This window comes from Thioclava marina (assembly GCF_002020135.1).
In the GTDB taxonomy this organism is placed as follows: Bacteria; Pseudomonadota; Alphaproteobacteria; order Rhodobacterales; family Rhodobacteraceae; genus Thioclava; species Thioclava marina.
In genome coordinates this window covers 545975-569862 of record NZ_MPZS01000003.1, presented here as the reverse complement: position 1 = coordinate 569862, position 23888 = coordinate 545975, and the positions used below count along the sequence as shown (strand labels likewise).

General features: G+C 64.1%; 19 protein-coding genes. 8 read left to right on the top strand and 11 right to left on the bottom strand.

What is annotated here, in order from left to right:
• The first annotated feature begins 88 nt into the window (after positions 1-88).
• Positions 89-1405: a M23 family metallopeptidase gene (locus BMG00_RS16895; RefSeq protein WP_093470181.1), complete on the top strand. Its 1317-nt coding sequence runs from the start codon at positions 89-91 to the stop codon at positions 1403-1405.
• Positions 1395-1919 carry a bactofilin family protein gene (locus BMG00_RS16890; RefSeq protein WP_078530542.1) on the top strand — a complete coding sequence of 175 codons (525 nt, stop codon included), beginning with the start codon at positions 1395-1397 and terminating at the stop codon, positions 1917-1919. Before BMG00_RS16895 ends, BMG00_RS16890 begins: the two co-directional genes overlap by 11 nt.
• Before the next feature lie 97 nt (positions 1920-2016).
• Here BMG00_RS16890 and mfd read toward each other — a convergent pair whose 3' ends face one another.
• Positions 2017-5469: a transcription-repair coupling factor gene (mfd, locus tag BMG00_RS16885; RefSeq protein WP_078575203.1), complete on the bottom strand. Its 3453-nt coding sequence runs from the start codon at positions 5467-5469 to the stop codon at positions 2017-2019.
• A gap of 42 nt (positions 5470-5511) precedes the next feature.
• Entirely contained in the window at positions 5512-6045 is a 534-nt protein-coding gene (locus tag BMG00_RS16880; RefSeq protein WP_078530544.1) for a hypothetical protein, read from the bottom strand.
• 149 nt (positions 6046-6194) lie between these two features.
• Between BMG00_RS16880 and hemB the strand changes: the two genes are divergently transcribed.
• Both hemB and BMG00_RS16870 read left to right on the top strand, forming a co-directional pair.
• The gene (gene hemB, locus BMG00_RS16875; RefSeq protein WP_078530545.1) at positions 6195-7196 is read left to right on the top strand and encodes a porphobilinogen synthase; all 1002 of its coding nucleotides are present in this window, start codon (positions 6195-6197) and stop codon (positions 7194-7196) included.
• A 169-nt stretch (positions 7197-7365) separates the two neighbouring features.
• Positions 7366-7923: a lipid-binding SYLF domain-containing protein gene (locus BMG00_RS16870; protein ID WP_078530546.1), complete on the top strand. Its 558-nt coding sequence runs from the start codon at positions 7366-7368 to the stop codon at positions 7921-7923.
• A 105-nt stretch (positions 7924-8028) separates the two neighbouring features.
• Here BMG00_RS16870 and BMG00_RS16865 read toward each other — a convergent pair whose 3' ends face one another.
• The 4 genes from BMG00_RS16865 to BMG00_RS16850 form a co-directional block, all read right to left on the bottom strand.
• Positions 8029-8640, bottom strand: coding sequence for a lytic transglycosylase domain-containing protein (locus BMG00_RS16865; RefSeq protein ID WP_078575201.1), 612 nt, complete (start codon positions 8638-8640; stop codon positions 8029-8031).
• Positions 8641-8758: 118 nt separating this feature from the next.
• On the bottom strand, positions 8759-9298 hold the full coding sequence (locus BMG00_RS16860) for a helix-turn-helix transcriptional regulator (protein WP_078530548.1): 540 nt from the start codon (positions 9296-9298) through the stop codon (positions 8759-8761).
• A gap of 6 nt (positions 9299-9304) precedes the next feature.
• On the bottom strand, positions 9305-9898 hold the full coding sequence (locus BMG00_RS16855) for a cytochrome b/b6 domain-containing protein (protein ID WP_078530549.1): 594 nt from the start codon (positions 9896-9898) through the stop codon (positions 9305-9307).
• Positions 9899-9985: 87 nt separating this feature from the next.
• Entirely contained in the window at positions 9986-10243 is a 258-nt protein-coding gene (locus BMG00_RS16850; protein ID WP_158521760.1) for a PepSY domain-containing protein, read from the bottom strand.
• Between the two features lie 258 nt (positions 10244-10501).
• Between BMG00_RS16850 and ssb the strand changes: the two genes are divergently transcribed.
• Positions 10502-11020 (top strand): single-stranded DNA-binding protein, encoded by a 519-nt coding sequence (gene ssb / locus BMG00_RS16845; protein WP_078530551.1) that lies wholly within the window; start codon positions 10502-10504, stop codon positions 11018-11020.
• 281 nt (positions 11021-11301) lie between these two features.
• Here ssb and BMG00_RS16840 read toward each other — a convergent pair whose 3' ends face one another.
• A complete protein-coding gene (locus BMG00_RS16840; protein ID WP_273072672.1) occupies positions 11302-12213 on the bottom strand; it encodes an NAD(P)-dependent oxidoreductase in 912 nt (303 codons plus the stop codon).
• 98 nt (positions 12214-12311) lie between these two features.
• On the opposite strand from BMG00_RS16840, the gene BMG00_RS16835 reads away from it, so the two are divergent.
• The gene (locus BMG00_RS16835) at positions 12312-14792 is read left to right on the top strand and encodes a penicillin acylase family protein (protein ID WP_078575198.1); all 2481 of its coding nucleotides are present in this window, start codon (positions 12312-12314) and stop codon (positions 14790-14792) included.
• Positions 14793-15206: 414 nt separating this feature from the next.
• On the opposite strand, the gene BMG00_RS16830 is transcribed toward BMG00_RS16835, so the two are convergent.
• The 3 genes from BMG00_RS16830 to BMG00_RS16820 all read right to left on the bottom strand — a co-directional run bounded on the left by BMG00_RS16830 (position 15207) and on the right by BMG00_RS16820 (position 20449).
• Entirely contained in the window at positions 15207-17771 is a 2565-nt protein-coding gene (locus tag BMG00_RS16830) for a penicillin-binding protein 1A (RefSeq protein WP_078575197.1), read from the bottom strand.
• Positions 17772-17944: 173 nt separating this feature from the next.
• Positions 17945-19159 (bottom strand): N-acetylmuramoyl-L-alanine amidase, encoded by a 1215-nt coding sequence (locus BMG00_RS16825; protein WP_078575195.1) that lies wholly within the window; start codon positions 19157-19159, stop codon positions 17945-17947.
• Between the two features lie 144 nt (positions 19160-19303).
• Positions 19304-20449 carry a pyridoxal phosphate-dependent aminotransferase gene (locus tag BMG00_RS16820; protein ID WP_078575193.1) on the bottom strand — a complete coding sequence of 382 codons (1146 nt, stop codon included), beginning with the start codon at positions 20447-20449 and terminating at the stop codon, positions 19304-19306.
• 166 nt (positions 20450-20615) lie between these two features.
• Here BMG00_RS16820 and BMG00_RS16815 point away from each other — a divergent pair, with 166 nt between their 5' ends.
• A complete protein-coding gene (locus BMG00_RS16815) occupies positions 20616-21371 on the top strand; it encodes a DsbA family protein (protein ID WP_078530557.1) in 756 nt (251 codons plus the stop codon).
• 75 nt (positions 21372-21446) lie between these two features.
• Here BMG00_RS16815 and BMG00_RS16810 read toward each other — a convergent pair whose 3' ends face one another.
• On the bottom strand, positions 21447-22340 hold the full coding sequence (locus BMG00_RS16810; RefSeq protein ID WP_146642684.1) for a GNAT family N-acetyltransferase: 894 nt from the start codon (positions 22338-22340) through the stop codon (positions 21447-21449).
• 420 nt (positions 22341-22760) lie between these two features.
• Here BMG00_RS16810 and BMG00_RS16805 point away from each other — a divergent pair, with 420 nt between their 5' ends.
• The gene (locus BMG00_RS16805) at positions 22761-23852 is read left to right on the top strand and encodes an OmpP1/FadL family transporter (RefSeq protein WP_078575190.1); all 1092 of its coding nucleotides are present in this window, start codon (positions 22761-22763) and stop codon (positions 23850-23852) included.
• Positions 23853-23888: the final 36 nt, after the last annotated feature.

The window sequence follows — 23888 nt, the reverse complement described above, 5'->3', positions numbered from 1 at the left end:
ATCCCCAGCGACGACAGGTCCTCCCTGCCCATGTTTGCAGACGGCCTCCGTGCCTTCCTCGATCTGAAACAACACAGGACCGACCGGCTTGCCCAGACGCATCCTCGACCGCCTGAACACTCGCCTCGAGCGTTGGCTTCCCGAACAGCGACTGTTCATGAAATCGGACAGTGCGACCCGGTTCATCCGGTTGCGCCCCCTGACCCAGGCAAGTGTTCTCGCCGTAGGCTCCGGGCTGTTCCTGTGGTCGACCGTCGCCTCGGCGATGCTCTTCATCGACGGGATTTCCTCGGGCGGGGCCGCGCAGAACGACAAGGTCGCGAAGGTCGCCTTCGAGCGTCGCCTCGACATTCTCTCGAAGGAACGCGACAGCCGTGCCGCCGAGGCGCTGGCTGCGCAGGACCGATTCCAGACCGCGCTTCAGCAGGTCTCGAAGATGCAATCCGCCCTTCTCGCCTCGGAAGAGCGCCGCCGCGAGCTCGAGACCGGGATCAGCGTGATCCAGTCGACCTTGCGCCGCACCATGGACGAGCGTGACACCGCACGCCTCGCGCTAGCGAAGGCCGAGGGCAAGGGGGCCGACTCCGGCCCCACCCCCGTCGCGCGCGCCGAGGACATGGCCAAGACCGTCGACATGCTGACCGCAGCCCTCGGCGAGACCGCCAAGGAACGCGACACCGCGGCGCAGGACGCCCAGAGCGCCCAATACGAGATGGACAAGATCGCGCTTGAAAAGCGCCTGATGGAGCAGCGCAACGATGAGATCTTCACCACGCTCGAAGGGGCCGTGAAAATCTCGATGGAGCCGCTCGACAAGGTGTTCAAGCAGGCGGGTATGGACCCTGACAACGTGCTCGCGCAGATCAAGCGCGGCTATTCGGGCACCGGCGGCCCGCTGACCCCGGTCTCGCTCTCGACCAAGGGCTCGGCGGATCTCGACGGCGATACCGCGCGTGCCGAGTCGATCCTGCGCAAGCTCGATGAAATGAACATGTATCGCATCGCGGTGGACCAGTTGCCGTTCGCGATGCCGGTGAAATCCTCTTTCCGCTTCTCCTCGCCCTTCGGCTGGCGCTGGGGTCGGATGCATGAAGGCGTGGATATGGCCGCCCCGATCGGCACGAAGATCTACGCCCCTGCCGATGGTGTCGTGATCGCGGCCGAATGGGAACGCGGCTACGGCAACCTGATCAAGATCCGCCACGAGTTCGGGATCACCACCCGATACGGCCACCTGAACAAAATCCGCGTGAAAGTGGGGCAAAAGGTGTCGCAAGGGGACTGGATTGCTGATATGGGCAATACCGGGCACTCCACCGGACCGCATCTCCACTACGAGATCCGGATCAGTGGCAAGGCAATCAATCCGATGACCTTCATCAAGGCTGGTAAGAATGTTTTCTAAGAGCAAAATCCATGAGCCCGGCCCCAAGGCCGAGGGTGACAAACCCAAAACCCCGGAAAGCTCGGCTGCGCCCACGCGCCCCGCGACCGACTACACGCCCGGCGCCACGCCGCGCGCGAAGCCCGCGCCCTCGGTGCTGTCGTCGGACCTGACGATCACGGGCAACATCAAGACCACCGGCGACATCCAGATCGAAGGCGTGGTCGAAGGCGATATCCGTGCCCACCTGCTGACCGTCGGCGAGAGCGCCACGATCAAGGGCGAGATCACCGCCGATGACGTGGTGGTCAATGGCCGCGTCGTGGGCCGCGTGCGTGGCCTCAAGGTCCGCCTGACCTCGACCGCCCGCGTCGAAGGCGACATCATTCACAAGACCATCGCGATCGAGAGCGGTGCGCATTTCGAAGGTTCGGTGCAGCGTCAGGACGACCCGCTGCAAAACGGTCAGGGCACGCCCAAGCTCGCCCCTCCGATGGCCGAGCCCGCGCCCGCCCCGGTGGACGAAAAGAAATAATCTCCGGCAAGAGCCAGAGCGAACAGGGCGGCCCGCAGGCCGCCCTTTTTCGTATGTCATCCCCGGATCGATCATCCGCCTCAGGCGATGCGCGGCCTCAGTTTTTCTTCTGGACCGCGATGACCTTCTCGGCGAGATCACGGGCGATCGCAAAGGCCCCCTTGATCTTGTCCTTGTCGTTCTTCCAGTCGCGCCGAACGATCAGGCGATTGTCCTTCACTTTGGCCAGGTCGCGCTGTGCTGTCAGGAATTCCACGAGACCTGCGGGGTTCGGGAACTTGTCATTGTGGAACTGGACCGTCGCGCCTTTCGGCCCGGCATCGAGCTTGGCGATCATCGCGCGTTTGCACATCGCCTTGATCCGCACGACCAGCAGCAGCGTGTTGACCTCTTTGGGCAGCTCACCGAAACGGTCGATCAGCTCTGCGGCAAAGCCCTCCAGCTCGACCTTGGTGGTCAGGCTCGAGAGCCTGCGATAAAGCCCCAGTCGCACATCGAGATCGGGCACATAGCTTTCCGGGATCATCACCGGCACGCCGAGATTGATCTGCGGCGACCAGTCGCCATCCGCCGTCTCGGTCAGCTCGCCCGATTTCAGCTTGGCAATCGTCTCTTCCAGCATCGCCTGGTAGAGCTCGTAGCCGACTTCCTTGATATGGCCGGATTGCTCTTCGCCAAGCAGGTTCCCCGCCCCGCGCAGATCGAGATCCTGCGAGGCGAGGTTGAACCCGGCCCCAAGGCTGTCGAGCGATCCCAAGAGCCGCAGCCGCTTTTGGGCCTGCGGCGTCAGCGGCATGCGCGGCTTCGTCGTCAGGTAGCAATAGGCCCGAGTCTTTGCGCGTCCCACCCGGCCCCGGATCTGGTAAAGCTGGCTCAGGCCGAACATGTCGGCGCGGTGCACGACCATCGTGTTGGCGGTCGGGATGTCGAGGCCGCTCTCGACGATCGTCGTCGCGAGCAGCACATCGTATTTGCCGTCGTAGAAGGCGTTCATCCGCTCGTCGAGTTCACCGGCGGCCATTTGCCCGTGCGCCACGAGATATTTCACCTCCGGCACGTGGCTTTGCAGAAACTCCTCGATTTCGGGAAGATCGGAAATCCGCGGCACGACATAGAAGCTCTGCCCGCCGCGGTAATGTTCGCGCAAGAGCGCCTCGCGGATCGTGACCGTGTCGAACTCGCTCACATAGGTGCGGATCGCGAGGCGATCGACGGGCGGCGTGCCGATGATCGACAGATCTCTCACACCCGTGAGGCTCAGTTGCAGCGTGCGCGGGATCGGCGTGGCCGTCAGCGTGAGAACATGGATCTCGGAGCGCATCTCCTTCAGGCGTTCCTTGTGCTGCACGCCGAAATGCTGCTCCTCGTCGATGATCAACAGGCCGAGATTGGCGAATTTGACCGTCTTAGCCAGCACCGCATGGGTGCCGATCACGATATCGACCGTGCCATCGCGGAGCCCCTCACGGGTCTTCGCCGCCTCCTTGGCAGAGACGAAGCGGCTCAGCGGTTTGACGTTGAGTGCGGTGCCCCGGAAACGCTCGGCAAAGGTCTTGTAATGCTGGCGCGCGAGCAGCGTGGTCGGCGCGATCACCGCGACCTGCATGCCCGATTGCGCGGCCACGAAGGCGGCCCGCATCGCCACTTCGGTCTTGCCAAAGCCCACATCGCCCACCACGAGACGATCCATCGGCGTGCCCGATTTCAGATCGTCCACGACATCCTCGATCGCGGTCATCTGATCGTCGGTCTCGGTATAGGGGAAGCGCGCGGCGAAAGCCTCCCATTCGTGATGCGGGGCTTCCAGAATGGGCGCCTGCCGCAGATGCCGTTCTGCCGCGATCCGCATCAGCTTGTCGGCGATCTGGCGGATGCGCTCCTTCAGCTTGGCCTTCTTGGCCTGCCACGCGCCGCCGCCGAGCTTGTCGAGCAGACCTTCTTCATGGCCGTAGCGGCTGAGCAGTTCGATATTCTCGACCGGCAGATAAAGCCGATCCCCGCCCGCATATTCCAGCAGAACGCAGTCATGCGGCGCGCCGAGCGCGGTGACGGTTTCCAGCCCCTTGTAACGGCCCACCCCGTGATCGACATGCACAACCAGATCGCCGGGCGATAGCGTCGTGTGCTCGGTCAGGAAATTCTCGGCCTTGCGCTTGCGTTTGGGGCGCGAGACGAGGCGTTCGCCCAGCACGTCCTGTTCGGAGATGACCGTGAGGTCCTTGCCGTCGCGCATATCCTGATACGGCGCCTCGAACCCCTCATCGAGCGGCCAGACGGTGAGGTTCACCCCCGGCCCGATCTCGCGCGCGTCTGAGATCAGCTTCGCGCCGATCAGGCCCTCGTCCTCCATCAGGCCCTTGAGACGTTCGCGCGCACCCTCGGACCACGATGCAATCACCACCGGGCCATTGGCCAGACGCGCCTGAACATGATCCTTCAACGCGCTGAAAAGGCTAACATTCTCGACTTTACGTTCAGGCGCGAAATTGCGTCCGATCTTGCCGCCCGCGTTCAGCACGCCCGGTCCCGGCGGGGCCGGGATCACTTGCAGGCGCAGCACACGCAGCGGCTTCAACACCGCGCTCCAACCCTCTGGATCCAAATACAAAAGTTGCGGAGGCGCGGGCTTGTAGACCGAATCCAGCCGATCACGCCGGGTCATCGCCTCGCGGCGGGTATCGTATTGGTCCTCGATCCCCTCCCAGCGGCTTTCCTGCTGCGGCCCGATCTGGTCGTCGAGCATCACGGTCGCATCCGGCAGATAGTCGAACAGCGTCTCGAGGCGTTCGTGGAAAAAGCCCAGCCAGTGCTCCATGCCCGCCTGTTTGCGCCCAGCCGAGACCGCCTCGTAGAGCGGGTCTTCCGCGCCGCCCGAACCGAACTCGATGCGGTAATTCTGCCGGAAGCGCGTGATCGAGGCCTCGTCGAGAATGACCTCGGAAACAGGGGCCAGTTCGACGCCCTTCAGTTTTTCGGTCGTGCGCTGGCTCACCGGATCGAAGCGGCGCGCGTCATCCAGCACATCACCGAACAGGTCGAGCCGCACCGGCCCGCCCTCACCCGGCGGGAAGATATCGATGATGCCGCCCCGGATCGCGTAGTCGCCGGGCTCGGACACGGTCGAGGCTTGCGAGAAGCCCATGCGGACGAGGAAGTCGCGCAAGGCGCCCTCGTCGACGCGCTTGCCGACCTGCGCGGAGAAGCTCGCCCCCGCCAGTACCTCGCGCGCGGGCACGCGCTGCATCGCCGCCGATAGCGTCGTCAGCAGCACGAAAGGCCCGGGCATGCCTGCCGACAAAGCGGCCAGCGTCGCCATCCGCGTGGCCGAAATATCGGCATTGGGCGACACCCGATCATAGGGCAGACAATCCCAAGCCGGAAAATCGAGCACCACGGCATGAGGCGCGAAGAACGCTAATGCCCCGCGCATCGCCGCCAGCCGGCGGTCGTCGCGCGCGACATGGATGACCGATTTACCCTTGGCGAGTTCCTTGGCGAGCAGAGCCGCGTCGAACCCTTCCGGGGCGCCCGAGAGAAGAAAATGATCCATAGCCAAGCGAGGTATCGAGCCAGCGCCCGGAGTCAAGCCCGCTCAGACCAACAGGGAGAGACGCAGGTTCTGGAACATGCCCCAAAGCGACGTGACGATGATCGAGATCACACCGACGGTCTGAATGCTGATCCGGTGACGCGAAAGCGCCGCGATCACGAAATCCGCCCCTGCCCCACTGGTCAGCGCATCCTCGAGCCGCATCGCCAACCGCAAACTCAGGCCGAAGACGAGCATCAGCGGCACAAGCAGCAATGCGAAGGCCTGCGCGGTTTCGGAGCCATAGACGAAACCGGTGATGATGAGAAAGCTCAAGAGGAACGGGATCGAGACCGCCATCGACACGCCCGCATCGCCCCGGATCCGGTTGAGCCTGCGCGCGTTCACACCGGCGATCTGCACCAGATCCGCCGCCGCCTCATTCCCCTTGCGCCGCGCGCGGCCGACCATGTCCCAGGGAACGCCCATCACCCAATGCGAGGCCGAAGACCAGATCGCGGCGAGCGCGATCCAGTACCACAGGTTGGAGAAGCTCCGCAGATCGATCAAACGGGTGATCACATCGAAGATTTCCACGCGGTTGGCTCCTGCGACTTGTACCGGTTTTTCCATTGCATAGACCAGCGCGAAGCCGAGCGGAAGCCCGCAGCCGCGCCGACCTGCCGCGCTTGCCAGTCCGCGCGATCCATGGCACCCCTTGGCCCAAGCCAGAGGAGTCCCCAGCGATGAACCCGATCCTTCCGCCTTTCCCCCATACCCGCCTGCGCCGGATGCGCCGCTCTGCCGCGCTGCGAGATCTCGCTCAGGAACACCGTCTGAGCGTGAAGGACATGATCTGGCCGATCTTCATCACCGATGTCGCGGGCGCCGATGTCGAAGTGCCGTCGATGCCCGGCGTGTTCCGCCGCACTCTGGAGGGCGCGGTGAAGGCCGCGGAAGAGGCCGCCAAGCTCGGCATCCCCGCGATCTGCCTCTTTCCCTATACCGATCCGGCGGTGAAGACCGAGGCCTGCGAAGAGGCCTGGAATCCCGACAACATCACCAACCGTGTGATCCGCGCGATCAAAAAAGAAGTCCCCGAGATCGCGATCATGACCGATATCGCGCTCGATCCCTATAATGCCAACGGCCATGACGGGCTGGTGCGTGACGGGGTGATCCTCAATGACGAGACGGTCGAGTGCCTCGTGCGCATGGGGCTCGCGCAGGCCGAGGCCGGGGCCGATATCCTGGGGCCCTCCGACATGATGGACGGCCGGATCGGCGCGCTGCGGTCGGCGCTCGAAGCTGCGGGCCATGCCGACGTGACGATCCTGAGCTATGCGGCGAAATACGCCTCGGCCTTCTATGGGCCGTTCCGCGATGCGGTGGGCGCCTCGGGTGCGCTCAAGGGCGACAAGAAGACCTACCAGATGAACCCGGGCAATTCCGACGAAGCGATCCGGCTGGTGGCGCGTGATCTGGCCGAGGGCGCCGATATGGTGATGGTGAAACCCGGCATGCCCTATCTCGACATCTGTCGCCGGGTGAAGGAACAGTTCGGCGTGCCGACCTATGCCTATCAGGTGTCGGGTGAATACGCGATGATGATGGCGGCGGTGAAGAATGGTTGGCTCGACCATGACAAGGTGATGCTCGAGAGCCTGATGAGCTTCCGCCGCGCGGGCTGCGACGGGGTGCTGACCTATTTCGCTCCGCAGGCGGCGCGGTTGCTCGCGCAGGGGTGAGCGCGGAAAGAGGCGCGAAGGTAAGCAGGGATTCGCCACAAAGCCGTGACTTCCCTCAAGAATAAGTGACAGCGCGGGTTCCCTACGCTATAATTTGTGGCAATCGGTCAGGATAAGACTGTTGAGGGCCCGGCAGGTTCCGGGCGCAATCGAGCGGAGCAGATACAAGATGACGATGATTTCCAGACGGAACCTTCTGGCGATGAGTGGCGCGGGCCTGACGCTTGCAGCCTGCGGCAACGGGATCGGCAGCACGGGCGCGGCGAAGCTGGATGCGCGTGTCGACGCGACCCGGAACTACCTTCTCACGAAATTCCCCGGCACGAGCGATCTCGAGGCGAAATCGGTCGGCGTTCTCTGGATGCCTCTGGTGACCGAGGCGGGGTTCGGCTTTGGTGGCTCCTTCGGGCGCGGCGCGCTGCGCATCAACAACGTGACCGTCGATTACTACGCGGCTGCCGCGGCGAGCTTCGGTCTCCAGATCGGCGCGCAGCAATACGCCCATGCGCTGTTCTTCATGACCCCCGAGGCGCTTGCAGATTTCCGCAGCTCGGATGGCTGGCAGCTTGGCGCAGATGCGCGCTATGCGCTGCCCGATCGCGGCGGCGCAATCGCGGCCTCGACGCTTACCTCCACCGCACCGGTCATCGCACTGGTCTTCGGCCAGGCCGGCCTGATCGCGGGCGCCTCGCTCGCGGGCACCAAATACACCCGTGTGATCCCGTAATATCAAGGCGTTACGCGCCGATCTTCACGAAAAACAAACCCCGCAGAGGCGTTGCCCTGCGGGGTTTTTCCATTGTTATCGCTGTCAAAGCGACACCGCGTGCGATCAGCTGCCGTAGATGACCCGCACGTAATTGCGCGTTTCGCGATAGGGCGGCACGCCGTTATGCTTTGCCACGGCTTCGGGCCCCGCGTTATAGGCCGCCAGCGCGAGGCGCCAGCTTCCGAAGCGATCATACATCATCCGCAGGTAGCGCGCGCCGCCTTCGAGGTTCTGCGCGGGATCGCGTGGGTTGACCCCGAGCTTGGCCGCGGTTGCGGGCATCAGCTGCGCCAGACCCATCGCGCCCTTGTGCGAGCGCGCGTTCGGGTTCCAGCCGCTCTCCTGCTGCACGAGACGCAGGAAAAGGTCTTCGGGGATGTTGTGGCGCGCGGCAGCCGCCTTGGCTGTGCCCAGATACTGGCCACGATACCTGCCGGAATAGCTCGGCACCGTTTCGGGTTCGAGTCCGGCCAGGGATTTCGCGCCCGGCTTGAGGCGCGAGGAATGCTCGTATTGCTGGGCGGCGCGGGTATCGAGGATGTTGGTCTGGTTCCGAAACAGCATCGCCCGCGACTTCGAGGACGCACCGCTGAGCTTGAGCCCCTCGGCGTGCACGATCATCGGCGCGAGAGCGACCATCGCGCCCAGCCCGAGCCTCCCGACAATTTTACGCATCGGCACCCTACCGTTCACATCCACCCATTCTTGCGCAAAAACCTACACAGATTCCCCCGAAAGTTAAAGGAAAACACCCCCCGCATCGGCAATCGCCTGCCGACACGGGGGCGTGAGCTCACTTTACGATGGCCTGTTGCAGTGTCGCATCGGCTCGGATCGGGCCGTGAAACAGCTCCTCGACGAAGACCGAAACGAGCTGGGCGCGCCCGCTCACCCCGGCCTTGCGATAGACGGCGTTCAGATGGGATTTCACGGTCGCCTCCGAGGAGCCGCGCAGATCGGCGGTCTCGGCGATGGTGAAGCCCTTGATCGTGAAGCTCGCCACATCGGCCTCGGCAGCCGTCAGCCCCCAGTTGCGGAACTGCTCGACCATCAGTTCGGCCATCGCGCCCTGTGCCGCCGAAAGCGCCCGGTCGGCCATCGCCTGCCGGCGCAACAGCTTCCAGAGCACGACGGCTTCGACCGCGATCCCCGCGATAAGGCCGATATTGGCGAAAAGCTCGATATTGAGATGAAGCGTGATGTGTCCGGCTTCCTTGATATCATCGAACACGTCAGCGACGAAAAGGGATGTACAGGCGGCCTGAAACAGGATGAGCGCGACGAGCGCGCCCTCCTTGGTCCAGGCCGAGACACGCTCTCGCGTGATTTGCATCGAAGGTTATCTCCCGCTGCGTCCGAACACTTTCTTTCCGGTGATCATCGCGCGGGCGAGATTGACGCGCAACCTGCGGCTCTCGTAGATCACGGCAACGATATGGGCCGCGATCGAAAATTCAGCCCAGTCGACCGCCATCTCATGCACTTCCTGAGGCCATTTCACGCCCCAATAGGCATCGGTCGTCATCAACCAGCCCGACCCCGCGATCACCAGAAGCGTCAAAAGCAGGTTGTAGATCATCAGCGCCCCGAGCGGCGAATGCCCCAGATGCGCATGCCGGCGGCCCGTGGCCATGTCACGAAGCTGCGTCAGTGCCCCCGAGGGCGAGGGCGGAAAATCGGTAAAGCGCGCATGATGCGAACCCACCAGCCCCCAGATGATACGCAGGGTGACAAGCCCCGCCACGGTATAGCCGATATAGTGATGCAGATCATGCTTGGGCGAGGTGAAGAAGGCATTCGCGGTGAAAAGCCCCACGATCGACCAGTGGAAGATCCGCACGAATATATCCCAGACATGATGGGTTCCGCGCGGCGGTGCGTGCCGCTCCTCTTGATCGGAAAAATCGGTGAAACTGGCGTCTTCGATGGCCATGCGCAGGCTCCTTCTTCTGGTTCGGTATCAGCGAGGGCAGCTTGCGGGCCGGGAATGCCCCGGCCCGCGGCAGGTAGGGACCGGCGATCAGCCGTTGTCACCTTTGCGAGTCACCTGCTTGAGGTTGGAGTCGAAATACAGCTCCATGCGCTTGCCATCCTTGAGCGCGTAAACCTCGATATAGCCGTCTTCCATCTCCATCCGGCGCACCTCGTAGCCTTGCGCCTTCAGCTCGGCCCCGAGCTTGTCGGCCTTGTCCTGCGCGACGGGCTGCTCGGCCAGAACGGGCAGCGCGGAGGTGCCGGCGATCAGGGCAGCGGCAGCGATCAGGGTCAGTTTCTTCATGGGCTCAATCCTCATGTCTTGGGTGATGGGCCGGCCGGGATCATCCCGAACCGGTGTGCAACGATCTGCACCGCCAATCCGCCCCCCGCCATCGGAGCGAGGTTGCAGAGCGCCGCGAAATCGGCCTCTCAAACCAAAGATGCACGCGGGTTCTTGCCGGTTTCCGTCACGGTTGAGCGAGGCGCAGCCCCTAGGCGCTGCCGGAAGGCTGCTCTATACCCTTGAGGGTCAATTTGAGAATCGCAGGCGGAGGAACGCATGGCAGGCAGCGTCAATAAGGTCATCCTGGTCGGCAATCTGGGGCGCGACCCGGAAGTGCGGACCTTCTCGAACGGCGGCAAGGTGTGCAACCTGCGCATCGCCACCTCCGAGAACTGGCGCGACCGCAACACCGGCGAGCGCAAGGAGCGCACCGAATGGCATTCGGTCGCGATCTTCTCCGAGCCGCTCGCCAAGATCGCCGAGCAATACCTGCGCAAGGGCTCGAAGGTCTATATCGAGGGCCAGCTCGAAACCCGCAAATGGCAGGATCAATCCGGTCAGGACCGCTATTCGACCGAAGTCGTGCTGCGCCCCTATCGCGGCGAGCTGACGCTGCTCGACAGCCGCGAAGGCGGTGGCTCAGGCGGTGGTTACGGTGGCGGCTCGGGCGGCGGCTACGGCGGGCCGTCCTCGGGCGGCTATGACGAGGGCGGCGGCTATGGCGGCCCCTCCTCGGGCGGCTCGAGCGGCGGCGGCGGCGGTCGTCCCGATTTCGACGACGAGATCCCGTTCTGATGACGAAGGGCCCCGCGTGGGGCCCTTTGCTTTTGTGGCGACCTCAGGGCTTGCGTCCACCCTGCTCGGCAAACGATGCGGGGCGCAAAAAGGGGGCGCTGCCCCCTCGGCGCGTTCCGCGCCTCACCCCCGGGATATTTTGGCCAACTCGAAGAGCATCCGTCCCTGATCTTCTTCTTGATCGAAATATCTCGGGGGAGTCGCCCCTGGGCGACGGGGGCAGCGCCCCCGCCTTTGATAAAGATGTCGCCCCGGCAACGGGGCGGCCGCGCGCCTTGCCCTCAGCCCAGCTTGCGCAGCCGCGCGATCAGCGAGGACGTGTCCCAACGCTGGCCGCCCATCGCCTGAACATCCTTGTAGAACTGGTCGACCAGTGCGGTCACAGGCAGCGAAGCACCGATCTCGTCGCCCGTTTTCAGGCAGATCGCGAGATCCTTGCGCATCCAGTCCACCGCGAAGCCGAATTCGAATTCGTTCTTCGCCATGGTCTCGTAGCGGTTCGCCATCTGCCACGAACCTGCCGCGCCTTGGCTGATCACCTCGACGACCGCGGGAATGTCGAGACCGGCCTTCTCCGCGAAGTTCAGGCTTTCGGCCAGCCCCTGCACAAGACCCGCGATCGCGATCTGGTTGCACATCTTGGTCACCTGGCCCGCGCCGCTTTCGCCCAGGCGGCGACAGATCTTGGCATAGGCCGCGATCACCGGCTCGGCCTTGGCGTAAGCGGCCTCGTCGCCCCCGCACATGACAGAGAGCTGGCCGTTCTCGGCGCCTGCCTGACCGCCCGAAATCGGCGCGTCGATGAAGGCCACGCCATGCCCCGCAGCCTCGCCCGAAAGCTCGCGCGTCACCGCCGCCGAAACCGTCGTGTGATCGACGAAGACCGAGCCGGTCTTCATCCCCTTGAACGCCCCGTCCTTGCCGAGGCAGACCTCGCGCAGGTCATCGTCATTGCCGACGCAAGACATCACGAAATCGGCGCCTTGGGCTGCCTCACGCGGGGTTGCGGCCGCTGCCCCGCCATGTTCAGCCACCCATGCCTCGGCCTTCGCGGCGGTCCGGTTGTAGACCGTCACCTCGTGCCCCGCAGCCTTCAGATGCCCCGCCATCGGATAGCCCATGACTCCGAGCCCCAGAAATGCAACTTTTGCCATAGACCTCTCCCTTGCGTGATCGCGAAACCCCGCGTCCAATGGCGCAGGCGCGTTGATTGTGGTGTCGCGCTCAACTAGTAACGCCCCAACCGGGCACGTCAACCAGAGGCCGGGACGAACGAGGTCAGAGGAACCGGATGTACAAGGTCTTTCGCTGGGGCGTGCGGCTCCTCATCGCCGTGATCGCATGTGTCGTCGTGCTGGGCGGTCTCGTTTACTATTTCGCCTCGCGCTCGCTGCCTGATTACAGCGCCACCTATGAGGTGACGGGGCTGAGCGCGCCGGTCGAGATCGTACGCTCGACCGAGGATGTGCCGCATATCTTCGGCAAGGACGACCCGGATGTCTATTTTGCGCTGGGGCTTGCTCATGCGCAGGACCGGCTCTGGCAGATGACGCTACTGCGGCGCACGGTGCAGGGGCGGCTCTCGGAGGTCTTCGGAGCCGAGACGCTCAAGACCGACGAGCTGATGCGGCGGCTGGGTCTCTATGATGCGGCGCTGTCCTCGGTCTCGGCACAGGACGATTACACCCGCAAGGCGCTCGAGGCCTATGCGCGCGGGGTCAACCAGTGGATCGAGATCGTCAATCAGGGCGCGATGGGGCGCGGCGCGCCGGAGTTCTTCCTCTTCGACAACAAGATCGCCTATTGGACGCCCGCCGATTCCATCGCGATCATGAAGCTGATGGCCGTGCAGCTCTCGAGCCAGCTTCAGGACGAGGTGCTGCGCGCGCGTGTCTCGCTGGCCGGGCCCGATCTGGTGCGCGACGTGATGCCCGACGATCCGCAGCAGGCGGTGGCCGCCCTTCCCGCCTATGCGAGCCTCTTTCCCGAGATGCCCCGCGGGATCCAGACTGCGAGCACCGCTCCCGAGGGACTTTTGTCGCCTTTCCCCGGGCGCGGCATGGCGGGTGCCTCGAATGCCTGGGCGGCCGCACCCGACCGCTCGGCCGCGGGCGGCTCGCTCCTGGCCAATGACCCGCATCTGGGCCTGACTGCCCCTTCGATCTGGTATCTCGCGCGGCTTCAGCTGCAATCGGGTGGCGTGATCGGCGGCACCATTCCGGGGATGCCGCTGGTTCTCTCGGGGCGCAACAAGGATCTCGGCTGGGGGCTGACCACCGCTTACGTGGACGACCAGGATCTGCATATCGAAGAGCTCGACCCCGACGATCCGACGAAATACCGCACGGCCGATGGCTGGAAATCCTTCCGCACCAGGCGCGTGATCGTCAACGTCAAGGATGCCACCCCCGTCACGCTGACCCTGCGCTGGACCGACAACGGCCCCGTCCTTCCCGGCAGCCATTTCGACCTCGCCACGGTCACCCCGCCCAATTCGGTGGTGTCGCTCAGCTGGACCGCGTTTGAGCCCCATGACACGACGCTGACCGGTGCGATGGAGCTGATGCGCGCCCAGTCGATCCCCGAGGCACTCAAGGCGGCCGAGCAGGTCGTCGTGCCCGCGCAGAATATCACGCTCGCCGATCAGAACGGGGTGGCGCTGGTCACCGCCGGAAAGATCCCGCTGCGCGATCCGGCCAATGACACGCAAGGCCGAATGCCCAATGCCGGCTGGAAACCCGAGAACCACTGGAAGGGCTACCTGCCCTTCAAGGACAATCCGCAATTCATCGACCCCAAGGGCGGGATCGTGGTCAACACCAACAACAAGACGGTGGACCGGCCCTTCCCCTATAACGTCTCCTTCAACTGGGGGGATACGCAGCGCATCCAGCGGCTGAGCAAGCTCATGGGCGAGCGCGAAGTGCATTCGCGCGACAGCTTCATCTCGGCGCAGCTGGATACGGTTTCGCCCGCCGCGCGCGGGTTGCTGCCGCTCGTGGGCGCGAACCTGTGGTTCACCGGTGATCCCGCCCCCGAGGGCACGCCCGAACGGATGCGCCAGCGCGCCTTGGAGATGCTCGCGAGCTGGGACGGGGAGATGAGCGAACACCTGCCCGAGCCGCTGATCTACGCCGCCTGGATGCGCGAGCTGCAAAACCGGCTGATCCGCGACGAACTGGGGCCGCTGGCGAAGAAATTCGACCATCTCGAGCCGGTCTTCATCGAACGAGTCTTCCGTGACACGCAGGGGGCCAGCCATTGGTGTGACGTCATCCAATCCGCACCAAAAGAGACCTGCACCGATATCGCGCGCCAGTCCCTCGACGCGGCCCTTCTGGATCTGTCGAAGAAATATGGCCCCAATCTCGAGAGCTGGCGCTGGGGCGATGCGCATATGGCCGAACAGGACAATCCGGTACTCGGCAAGGTTCCGGGGCTGAAATGGTTCGTGAATATCCGGCAGTCGACCTCTGGCGGTGATTTCACCTTGATGCGCGGGCGCACGCGCGGCGGCGAGGGCCCTGACAGCTACGCCAATGTCCACGCTGCTGGCTATCGTGAAGTGCTTGATTTCGCCGACCCGGACAGCTCGGTTTTCATCATCTCGACCGGGCAATCGGGCCATCCCTTGAGCCGCCACTACGACGACCTGTCGGAGCTCTGGCGCTCGGGCGAATATATCCCGATGTCGCTCGATCCCGCGCTCGCCCGGGCGGCCGCGACTGGCATCACGCATCTTGTGCCGACGGAGCCGACGCCCGGCCGCTGAGCGCCCGTCAGGTTGGGGAGCCTCCGGCGGGGATATTTTCGCCAACGCGAAGAGCGGGCCGGAAGGGCCCTTCTTCTTGATCCAAATATCTTGGGGTGAATGGCCGAAGGCCAGAGGGGCAACGCCCCTCGCGGGGCCGGGTCTTGCGCACCCTCCGTTGGCCTTATGGGCTGCACCACCGGGCATCGGTTCGGGCGGGTTGCGATCACTCGCCCTGGCATTGAAGGCGCAAGGGGAAGAACACGTCGGTCAGGATCTGGCTCGCGTGCCGAACTCGCGGGCGCAGCGGCGCATGTTGCCCGTCCGAACACCCATCGGGCCGTTGACCTGTCTGACCCGCACGAGCACGATCAAAAAAGGGGCGCCCTTCCGGCGCCCCTTCGCAATGCCTTGCCGGCCCCCGCGCGGCGGCGGTCAGTAAAGCCCGCCAGCCGAAAGCGTGCCGAAATCGGCCTTCTTCGGGATCACTTTCTGTTGGCCGGTCGACGTCGTGACCGTGGTCGAGCCGCGATCGTCGGTCTCACCCCGGGCAAAGAGCGGCAGGTTCGCGCCCATCGCGAAACCACCATCGACGATCAGCGCGCCGAGGCCCGTCATGTCCTGACCCGGGCGCAGATATTCGGCCTGCACGAAATCGCCCGTCGCGCTGTCGGGAAGACGCTCGCCGGTGAAGCGGTTGAATTTCACCCAGTTGCCACCCGGCGGCACCTTGAATTTCGAGCCACCGAAATCCTTGATCGCCTCTTTCATGAACTCGTTGAAAACCGGGACGCAAAGCGTGCCGCCATAGGCATGCCGACCCAGCGAGCGCGGATTGTCATAGCCCATGTAGCACGAGGCCACGATATTGCTGGTGAAGCCGGTGAACCACACGTCCTTGGCGTCGTTCGTGGTCCCGGTCTTGCCCGCGACCGGGACGGGGAGTTTCACGCCGTAGCCCGAGCCGCGCTTCACCACGCCTTCCATCAGCGAGATCATCTGATAGGCGGTGATCGGGTCGATGATCTGCTCGCGGTTCGAGGTGATCTGCGGCCCCTGCCCCTCGGGAAGGTTCGGGTCCGAACAGTTGTCACAGCTCCGCTGGTCGTGGCGGTAGATCGTGCGGCCGTAGCGGTCCTGCACGCGGTCGACCAGTGTCGGCTCCACCCGCTCGCCGCCATTGGCGAACATCGCATAGGCCGAAATCAGGCGGAACATTGTCGTTTCCTGCGCACCGAGCGCATTGGCGAGGAAGCGGCGCATATGGTCATAGACGCCGAATTTCTCGGCATAGGCCGCGACCGTATCCATGCCGATTTCCTGCGCGATACGGATCGTCATCAGGTTGCGCGAATGCTCCAGACCCGTGCGCATCGGCGTCGGCCCGTAATACTTGTTGGACGCGTTCTTCGGGCGCCACAGGCCTTGCGGCGTGTTCACCTCGATCGGCGCGTCGATCACGATCGTCTCAGGCGAGAAGCCCGAATCCAGCGCCGCGGCATAGACGAAGGGTTTGAAATTCGAGCCGGGCTGGCGCATCGCCTGGGTCGCGCGGTTGAAGACCGAGGACTGGTAGGAGAAACCGCCCTGCATCGCGAGAACACGTCCGGTATTGACGTCCATCGCCATGAAGGCGCCCTCGACCTTGGGCACCTGGCGCAGGGTCCAGCGGATGAAGGAGCCGTCGGCGTCCTTCGTCATCGCGCGCACCTCGACCACATCGCCGATCTCGAGCAGATCCTGCGCGGTCTTGGCGCGGCCCGCGAGCTTGCCGTCCTTGAGCTGCTTGCGCGCCCAGGTCACATCCTCGGGCGGGATCCAGTGGCCGTCATTGTCTTCCTCGATGCCTTCAATGCCGATCCGGGCCGAGCCGCCCTCGAAGCCCAGCACCACCGCCGGATGCCAGCCGACGATATCGCGCGGCGCCTTGTCGGTGGGCACATCCGCAAGGGCGGCGCGCCAGTCGGCTTCCTTGCCCAGCTTGTCCTCGGGGATCTTCACCCCGGTGCCGCGCCAGATCCCCAGCTCGCGATCGTATTTCTCGAGCGCGTTCTGAAGCGCCTTGGCGGCCTGCGCCTGAAGGTCGGGGTTCACGGTCGCGCGGATCGTAAGGCCGCCGCCGAAGAACTCTTCCTCGCCGAAGCTTTTCGACAGCTGACGGCGGATCTCGTCGGTGAAGTAATCGCGCGGGGGCATCTGCGCGCGGAAGGGCGCATAATCGCCGTTCTGCACGCTCTTCAGCGGCTTTTGCTGCTCGGCCTCCATCGTGGCCTTGTCGATGCGCCCATCCTCGAACATCCGGCGCAGCACGTAGTTGCGGCGCAGGACGGCGGTCTCGTAATCGCGCACCGGGTGCAGATCGGCGGGCTTCTTCGGCAGCGCCGCGAGGTAAGCGGCTTCGCCGACGCTCAGCTCCGAGAGGGTCTTGTTGAAATAGGTCTGCGCGGCGGCGGCCACGCCATAGGAGTTCTGCCCCAGATAGATCTCGTTGAGATAGAGCTCGAGGATGCGATCCTTGCTCAGCACATGTTCGATGCGCGAGGACAGGATCAGCTCCTTGATCTTGCGTTCGACCGAGCGGTCCGACGAAAGCAGAAGGTTCTTCGTCACCTGCTGGGTGATGGTCGAGGCGCCGCGCACGTCACGCCCGCCCGATTTCATCGCCGTCACCATCGCCGCGATGATGCCGCGCGGGTCAAACCCCGGGTGGTAGTAGAAATTCTTGTCCTCGGCCGAGATGAACGCACCCTTCACCAGATCCGGCATGTCGCGGATCGGAACGAAGAGGCGGCGCTGGTCGGCGAACTCGTCGATCAGGCGGCCATCGCCATTATAGATCCGCGAGATCGTCTTGGGACGATACTGCGCGAGCTGGTCATAGCTCGGCAGGTCGCGCGAATAGATCCAGAAGATCGCCCCGATCGTGAGCGCGGCAAAGAACAGGCCTGTGACGACCCAGGAGAAAACGCCGCCGATCGAACCGAGAATGAAACGGATCACTGATGCCACCTTTTGTCTCGAGGCGCGCAGGTCCGCCCCGTCGCGCCTGCCTATACATCGCGCATTCGTGACGGTCAAAGTAATGTGCGCTCCCGCTTGCGAGAAGGGTTCAAGCGATCACTTTCCCGCTCGATGAGCGGATGGCCGCCCGTAAACCCCGTTTTCGCGGGTGATTACTGGCGCAGGAGTTTCGCTTCCGCGGCGTCCGATTGCGCCCAGCTCTCGATACCGCGGGTGATCGCCGCGGCCATGCGGGCGCGCCAGTCGGGATCCTGGAGACGCTTGCGATCGGCGGGCGAGGACAAGAACCCAAGTTCGATCAGAACCGAGGGAATGTCCGGGGATTTGAGCACCGAGAAATCCGCGCCCTGCACGGGATGCTTGTGCATATGCAGCCCCGCGCCCTTGATTGCGCCCGCGAGCACCTGCGAAAGCCGCAGCGAGCGCGGTTGCGTCTCGCGCCGCGCAAGATCGACGAGGACATGGGCCACCTGATCGCCCTGCCCGTCCAGATCGACACCAGCGAGGATGTCATCGCGGTCATGGCGCGCCACAAGCTTGCGGGTCGCGTCATCCTCGGCATGATCGGAGAGCCGATAGATACTCGAACCGCTCGCCTGCCCCTCCGCGATCGAATCCGCATGCAGGGAGACGAACAGATCCGCCCCGGCCGCCCGTGCGACCGTCACCCGCGTCTCGAGCGGCACGAAGACATCCTGATCGCGCGTCATCACAACCGTCATCCCGGCCCGGCGCAGCTGGTCGCGCAGCTGCCGGGCAAAGCCCAGAACGATATCAGCCTCGCGCGTGCCGCCATCCTCGGCGCCCGGGTCGATCCCGCCATGTCCAGGGTCGAGCACCACCACCAGCGGGCGCGCGCCATCCTGACGGCGATGCGCGTTCGACACCTGCGCGGGCTGTGGCAGATCCCACAGCGCGCTGTCGGCGGCGCCCTTGCGCGGGGTGAATTTCTCGACCGGCACAGGCTCGAGCTTGATGCGAATCTCGGTCTCGCCCTCGGTGCGCTCCTCGGAACTCACGAGCCGCACAGGACCGTCGAGCTCGGCCACCATGCGCGACCAGCCCGGACGAAACGCGCCCCAGCGCAGATTGGTGATCGCGTCGGCGCCGCCCAGAAGCTCCTGCGGCGTGCTGGTGCCGAAATTCACCTCGCGGAAATCCACGACGAGCCGGTAAGGCGCAGCCAGAAGAAAGACCCGGTAGATGACAGGCTGACTGATCCCGAGCGTGATTTCGGTCTGTCCGCCCTGCTGGGTAATCGCGCTACGCTCTGGCTCGTAACGCGCAAGCGCAGAGAAATCCTGCGCGCGCGCCGGCAGCGTCAACGCGAGAAGCGTCGCGAGAAGAAGAAGGAACCGCCCGACCATTCATGCCTCGTTTTTCGGGCACTATAGCGGCTGGCGGTGCGGCTGGAAAGCGACGTGGCGCGCAGCTTGTCCGGACGACCCGCCCGGGCCAGCCTCGCGCGTTCGCCGAAGCGTCCTTCCACTGGAAGGCCACTTTCGCCCGGCTCACCCGTTCCGCTTCGCCATGAACTCCCGCAACCGGCGGACGCCTTCCGCGACCCGTTCGGGGCTTTGCGCGTAGGAGATCCGGATCGTCTGCTTGCCGCGATGAGGGTCGAAATCCATCCCCGGGGTGACGGCCACGCCGACGCTTTCGAGGATCTCGCCGGCAAATGCCGCGCTGTCCTCGGTCAGCTCGGAGACATCGGCGTAAAGATAGAACGCACCGTCGGGCGGTGCGATCCGGGTGAAGCCCATCTTCGGCAACTCTTCGAGCAACAGCGCACGGCTCTCGGCATAGCGCGAGACATGGCCTTCCATCTCCTCAATGCTTTCCAGCGCGCCCAGGGCTGCCACCTGGCTCGCATGGGGAGCGCAGATGAACATGTGCTGGGCAAGGCGTTCGACGGTGCGCAGGTGGCTTTCGGGCACGACCATCCAGCCCACGCGCCATCCAGTCATCGAGAAATACTTGGAGAAGGAGTTTATCACGAAGACATCGTCGGTGATCTCCAGCGCCGAGACCGCGCGGGCGTCATATTGCAGCCCGTGATAGATCTCGTCCGAAATGAAGGCGATGTCGCGCGCGGCGCAATGCTCGATCAGCGCTTCCAGTTCGGGCTTGCCCAGCATCGTCCCCGAAGGGTTGCCGGGCGAGGCGACGATCAGACCTTGCAGATCGTCGGGGATTTCTTCCGGCGTGGGCTGATAGCGGTTCTGCGCCTCGGTCGGGATGCCGACGGGCTCGATCGAGAGGGCCTTGAGGATCTGGCGGTAGCTCGGATAGCCCGGCTCACCCAGCCCTACCTTGTCGCCCGCATCGAACAGCGCCGTGAACGCCAGCTGGAACGCGCCCGACGAGCCCGAGGTGATCACCACGCGCGCCGGATCGAGATCGACATTGTACCAACGCTTGTAGAGCCGCGCGATGCCCTCGCGCAGGTAGGGCAGACCAAGCGCCACCGTGTAGCCCATCGGCTGATGTTCGAGCGCTTCGGCCAGGCGACGCTTTGCGGCTTTCGGCGCGGAGGTCGAGGGCTGGCCCACTTCCATATGCACGATATCGCGCCCCGCGGCCTCGGCCTCGGCCGCCATGCGCAGCACATCCATCGCGATGAAGGGTTCCACCTGTCCGCGTTTCGACTGCCGCATGACCAAACTCCCGAATTCGTGACCGTTTCGCCTCGGGGGTTAGGGCACACGCCCCGCCCCGTCAATGCGACGCGACGCGGTGCCGCTCTCACAAGCCCTTGAACCTTGGCCGCCGAAACGCCAGTTTGCACGCAAGCGAAATTGCCCCGATCAAAGGAAACGCCTCATGCTCCGCACGCTTCTGGCCGCGACCGCCTTCGCAGCCCTCGCCTCTGCCGCCCCCGCGCAGGATTTCGATTTCTCGAAAATGAGCGACGCGCAGAAATCCGCTTTCGGCGAGGCCGTGCGCGACTACCTTATGAAGAACCCCGAAGTTCTCGTCGAGGCGATCAACGAGCTGGAAGCCAAGCAGCAGGCCCAGCAGGTCGAGAATGACGCGCAGCTCGTGAAGGCCAATGCGAAGGATATCTTCGAAGACGGCTACAGCTGGGTCGGCGGCAATCCCGAGGGCGACGTGACCATCGTCGAGTTCATGGATTACAAATGCACCTACTGCAAGAAAGCCTATGCAGAGGTCAGCGACCTTCTGAAAAACGACGGCAATATCCGCTTCATCGTGAAGGAGTTCCCGATCCTCGGTCAGGAATCCGAGCTTGGCGCGCGCTTTGCCGTGGCGGTCCAGCAAATCGCCGGGAACGACGCTTACGAGAAAGTGCATGATGCGCTGATGACGATGCGCGGCAGCCTCACCATCGAAAGCCTCACCGCGCTTGCGAAGGATCAGGGGCTCGATGCCGACGCGATCGTCAAGGCGATGAACGACGAAGCCGTGACCGATGTGCTGCGCCAGAACTACCAGCTCGCGCAACGCATGGCGATCTCGGGCACGCCCGCCTTCGTGATCGGTGGCCAGCTGCTGCGCGGCTATGCGCCCGAAGCGGCAATGGCGCAGATGGTGGCCGAAGAGCGCAAGGCCGAATGAAGCCACACCGTTCGATTTGATCACTTTTCGCGAAGGCGAGGCCCCGGCCTCGCCTTCGTGCATTTCGGGCAGGACTTAACCCGGCAATACCCAACAGGTTTGCCCGAGCCGCTCGGCCCGCGCCCCGGTGCCAAGCTTGAACCGCATCCGCCCCGTGCCTTCCTCACCATCGACGGCGCCGAGATCGAGCTGGCGCGCCCCGCGCGCCCGCAATTGCAACGCCGCCTGCCAGAGCATCAGGTTATGCGCGCTGCCCGCGCGACCGGTATCCGCGCTCCAGCCGATGTGATAGCTCGCCCCCGTTCCGTGGATCAGGAAGATCCCCGCCGCGATCCGCTGCCCGCCCGGGGTCTCGACACGCAGCGCCATTAGATCCTCCGGCGCGATCCGCGACCAGTTCCGGGTAAAGCCAGGTGGCAAAGCGCGATATCCCCGCGCGCGCTGCTGAGCCCTGTCTTGTTCCAGCACCCCGGCAAGGTCGGTCTCGCGGCACAGCACGAGGCCCGCCCGCTCCGCCGCCGAAAGCCTGTTGCGCCATTTCCCCGTGATCCCTGCGCGTAGCGCCTCGGGACCAAGCGAAAGATCCCAGATCGCCTGATGGCGCGACGTGACGAGCGGGATCAGCCCCGCCCCCGCGACCGGCAGCTCGGGCGTTGCAAGGACCACGCCCACGCGTTGCGCCAACGCGCGCAAGGCCGCCCGCTGTTGCACCGCCGTGAGATCGGGCGCAAAGACCGGCCCCCGCGAGATCAGCCAGAGCCCTGCCCGCCCGATCATCTGCACAAGCCCGATCTGCCTGCCGGAGCTCCGCAATTCCAGCCGCGCAACACGGCGGCCTGCTGCCTCGGCGATCGCGCCGTAGACCGCGCCTTGCTGGAACGCCGGCGCACGGACAGGCTCCAGCGCCTCGAGCGCCGTTTCCCAGTCCCGAGCGCTCTTGGCGCAAACCTGCCACGCAAACCGATCCATGTCTTTTGTTAACGCGGGCTTCACTAAGATGGGCTTAACTGGAGCGCGACATTCAACCGAAAGGCGAACCATGCGCTCAGACGAACCCGGCCGACGCCCTCGCCTTCCGGAGCAACGCGCAGACGAGTTCCCCAACCTCAAAGCCCCGCGCCTCACCCCATGGGTGCCTGCGGGTGTCGCCCTCATCGGTTCCGCACTGTGGTTGGGATTGCTCGCAATCACGCTTTATTCGGGGCTTTTCTGAACTCCCTGGTTCGAAAGTTGACGTAAGCGTCAAAAAACGTGGCGCGATGGACACAGGCTCCGTAGCGTCAACCCGCCCATACGCCACGTCAAACTAGAAGCCTGATTGATTCACATCCCTCGGATGATAGCGTCGGCTCAGGGAACCAGGACAACACGTTAGGGAAGAGGAACAATATGAAACGTGTTATGACTTCTGCGGCCGTGCTCGCGCTCAGCGCCGGCATCGCCCATGCAGGCGGGGTCGAACGCTCGACCCAATCGGCCGGCATTCTGTTTGAAAAAGGCAACTACCTCGAACTGAACTTCGGCGCGTTCAATCCGAATGTTTCGGGCAGCTTCGAGGCAAATCCGGCCGCGAAATCCGGCGACATGGCTCCGGGCTACGGGACGTTCAGCTTCGGTTACAAGCAAGCTCTCAGCGACAAGTGGGATCTGGCGATCGTCGTCGACCAGCCGGTCGGCGCGAAGGTGAACTATCCTTCGACCGCGCCCTACCCGCTCGCGGGTTCGAAAGCGGCCATCTACTCGTCGGCTGTGACGGGCTTGCTTCGCTACAAGCTTCCGAACAATTTCTCGGTCTATGGCGGCATCCGCAGCGAGAGCGTCAAGGGCAAGGTGACGCTGTCGAACGGTTACACGATGAACACCTCGTCGGACTCCGCCTTCGGCTACGTGATCGGCGCGGCCTGGGAAAAGCCTGAAATCGCGGCGCGCGTTGCGCTGACCTACAATTCGAAGATCAAGCACAGCTTCCGCGTGACCGAGATGGGCAACCCGAGCCTTCCGTTCTCGACGACCATTCCGGAATCGGTGAATCTCGAATTCCAGACCGGCATCGCGAAGGATACCCTTCTGATGGGCTCGGTGCGTTGGGTTCACTGGACGCAGTTCGACATCACGCCGGCAGGGTATTACAGCCAGACCGGCGCCTCGCTTGTCGATTATGGCGACAACACGGTCACCTATAACATCGGGGTCGGCCGTCGCTTCAACGAACAATGGTCCGGGGCCGTCATGTTCGGCTATGAAAAGCATACCGGCGAGCGTACTGGCAACCTCGGTCCGACCGATGGCTTCAAGTCCGTTTCGCTGGCTGCAAGCTATCAGGCAACCGACAATATCAAGGTTACCGGTGGCATCCGCTATGTCGATATCGGCGATGCGAAGACCAACTATTACACCGCAATCGACAACGTCCCGTATGGCGGCGTTTTCACCGACAACTCGGGCTGGGGCGCTGGCGTGCGCGTCGGGATCAACTTCTGATCCGCGTCCGATCCACAACGAACCGAAAAGCCCCGC

Bases quoted from the DNA above. Each gene is read 5' to 3' on its own strand.
- BMG00_RS16890 (WP_078530542.1), top strand. From the start codon at position 1,395: ATGTTTTCTAAGAGCAAAATCCATGAGCCCGGCCCCAAGGCCGAGGGT.
- mfd (WP_078575203.1), bottom strand. From the start codon at position 5,469: ATGGATCATTTTCTTCTCTCGGGCGCCCCGGAAGGGTTCGACGCGGCT.
- hemB (WP_078530545.1), top strand. From the start codon at position 6,195: ATGAACCCGATCCTTCCGCCTTTCCCCCATACCCGCCTGCGCCGGATG.
- BMG00_RS16870 (WP_078530546.1), top strand. From the start codon at position 7,366: ATGACGATGATTTCCAGACGGAACCTTCTGGCGATGAGTGGCGCGGGC.
- BMG00_RS16865 (WP_078575201.1), bottom strand. From the start codon at position 8,640: ATGCGTAAAATTGTCGGGAGGCTCGGGCTGGGCGCGATGGTCGCTCTC.
- BMG00_RS16860 (WP_078530548.1), bottom strand. From the start codon at position 9,298: ATGCAAATCACGCGAGAGCGTGTCTCGGCCTGGACCAAGGAGGGCGCG.
- BMG00_RS16855 (WP_078530549.1), bottom strand. From the start codon at position 9,898: ATGGCCATCGAAGACGCCAGTTTCACCGATTTTTCCGATCAAGAGGAG.
- BMG00_RS16850 (WP_158521760.1), bottom strand. From the start codon at position 10,243: ATGAAGAAACTGACCCTGATCGCTGCCGCTGCCCTGATCGCCGGCACC.
- ssb (WP_078530551.1), top strand. From the start codon at position 10,502: ATGGCAGGCAGCGTCAATAAGGTCATCCTGGTCGGCAATCTGGGGCGC.
- BMG00_RS16835 (WP_078575198.1), top strand. From the start codon at position 12,312: ATGTACAAGGTCTTTCGCTGGGGCGTGCGGCTCCTCATCGCCGTGATC.
- BMG00_RS16825 (WP_078575195.1), bottom strand. From the start codon at position 19,159: ATGGTCGGGCGGTTCCTTCTTCTTCTCGCGACGCTTCTCGCGTTGACG.
- BMG00_RS16820 (WP_078575193.1), bottom strand. From the start codon at position 20,449: ATGCGGCAGTCGAAACGCGGACAGGTGGAACCCTTCATCGCGATGGAT.
- BMG00_RS16815 (WP_078530557.1), top strand. From the start codon at position 20,616: ATGCTCCGCACGCTTCTGGCCGCGACCGCCTTCGCAGCCCTCGCCTCT.
- BMG00_RS16810 (WP_146642684.1), bottom strand. From the start codon at position 22,340: ATGGATCGGTTTGCGTGGCAGGTTTGCGCCAAGAGCGCTCGGGACTGG.
- BMG00_RS16805 (WP_078575190.1), top strand. From the start codon at position 22,761: ATGAAACGTGTTATGACTTCTGCGGCCGTGCTCGCGCTCAGCGCCGGC.